Source organism: uncultured Gimesia sp. (assembly GCF_937919775.1).
Lineage (GTDB): Bacteria > Planctomycetota > Planctomycetia > Planctomycetales > Planctomycetaceae > Gimesia.
Genome location: NZ_CALFPF010000151.1, coordinates 1 through 2102, shown reverse-complemented (window position 1 = coordinate 2102; position 2102 = coordinate 1). Strand labels below are relative to the sequence as shown.

The window sequence follows — 2102 nt, the reverse complement described above, 5'->3', positions numbered from 1 at the left end:
TATTGTTTAAAGGAATTCACAATGAAATTGTTCCTGGATAGTGCCATCACGGATGAGATTAAGCACAGTCTTGAATATTGGGACCTTGATGGACTCACAACAAATCCCAAACATGTTCAAAATTCCGGCAAGCCATTTTTGAAAGTGATCGAGGAGATTGCTGATTTATTCGCCGGTACCGAGAAGCCCGTTAGTGTTGAGGTTAACCCCCACATTACAGATTGGGAACAGATCGTAGAACAGGGGGTCAAGCTTTCTAAAATGTCACCCAACTTCGTCATTAAGGTGGGGGCCAGTGAAAATGGATTCAAAGCGATTCGTGAACTGACCAAACAGGGGATTCGAACAAATGCAACGTTAATCTTTTCTGTCGCGCAAGCATGGCATGCAGCGCGTGCCGGCGCGTACTTTATCAGCCCCTTTATTGGCTGGAAAGAAACCTATGGCGATTCAACGACGACATTTATTTTGGAAGTTGCCGAAATGCTGGATCGACACCAATATGATTCAGAAATCATAGCAGCAGCGATACGTAACGGTCGACAGATTGCAGATGTTGCTCTTGCGGGAGCGCACTGCGCAACGGCAGGACTTTCAGTGTACCAGGAGAGTATGCAAAACCCTTACACAGTACATGGAGAGAATGTCTTCCAGAATGCGTGGGATGCGACACCGAAAAGTTAATGACGATTTGTTTGGTATAGATTATCTCTTTTCCTCATGACGATCATAGCAGGATTCCAGATGTTTACCGTAATTGATAAGAATTTCGGAACAGCTCCATTCCCTTTACTCTGGTGCTTTTTTTGCGTGCTCGTGCTTTGTAGTCACGAAGTACGGGCCGCAACACGATCGGAAAAACCGAATGTGATCATTATTTTTACAGATGATCAAGGCTCGGTCGATCTGAACTGTTATGGGGCCAAAGATCTGATTACGCCTCATATGGATTCAATTGCCAAAAGAGGGATTCGCTTCACACAGTTCTATGCTGCTGCTCCTGTTTGTTCTCCCTCTCGTGCAGGTTTATTGACGGGAAGAATTCCGCAGCGCGCCGGTGTACCTGGAAATGTATCTTCACAGCACGGAAATATCGGTATGCCTGCTGAACAGGTCACAATTGCTGAAATGCTGAAGCAGGCAGGCTATCAGACAGCACATGTCGGGAAATGGCACTTAGGCTACACACCCGAAACGATGCCAAACGGACAAGGATTTGATTTTTCATTTGGTCATATGGGAGGCTGCATCGATAACTATTCACATTTTTTTTATTGGAATGGTCCCAATCGTCATGATCTCTGGAAAAACGGAAAAGAAATCTGGCATGACGGAGAATTCTTTCCCAATCTGATGGTGCAACAATGCCAGAATTATATTGAGACACATTGTGGCAAACCGTTTTTTCTGTACTGGGCCATCAACGTGCCGCATTACCCTTTGCAGGGAACTGATAAGTGGCGTAAGAAATATGCACACATCCCTGCTCCGCGCAATAAGTATGCGGCATTCGTCTCGACAATGGATGACTGTATTGGAGAGTTATTAAAAACACTTGATAAGCTCAAGCTTCGCGAAAATACAATTATCATTTTTCAATCCGATCATGGGCATTCACAGGAAGAGCGAACTTTTGGAGGGGGAGGCAGCGCGGGCCCCTATCGTGGCGCGAAGTTCAGTCTGTTCGAAGGGGGGATTCGTGTGCCAGCCATGATTTCCTGGCCCGGTACAATTGTAGAAGGGGAAGATCGCCATCAACTGGCAACAGGCTGTGACTGGTTGCCAACCATTGCTGAATTAACCGGTACAACGCTTCCACAACATAAACTCGATGGGAAAAGCTTGAAAACAGTGATCGACTCGCCACAAGCGGAAAGCCCACATTCTGATTTCTGTTGGCAGATCGGAAAAAGCTGGGCTGTCCGAGAGGGGAATTGGAAATTACTGGGTAATCCCCGTGATACAAGCCTGCAAGGTGAACTCACTAAAGCTGATCAACTTTTTTTGGTTGATCTGTCGAAAGATATTAGTGAAAAACACAATCTTGCTACGATTGTTCCAGAGAAAGTAGAGCACCTCCAGAAGATTTATGACCGGTATCA

At 45.7% G+C, this 2102-nt stretch carries 2 protein-coding genes; both read left to right on the top strand.

The window, feature by feature from the left end; translation table 11 throughout:
• Positions 1-684, top strand: a 684-nt coding sequence (locus Q0294_RS04060; RefSeq protein ID WP_299461185.1) for a transaldolase family protein, incomplete at its 5' end; no start/stop codon positions are given.
• Between the two features lie 60 nt (positions 685-744).
• The coding region (locus Q0294_RS04055; RefSeq protein ID WP_299461183.1) for a sulfatase-like hydrolase/transferase at positions 745-2102 on the top strand (1358 nt) is incomplete at its 3' end.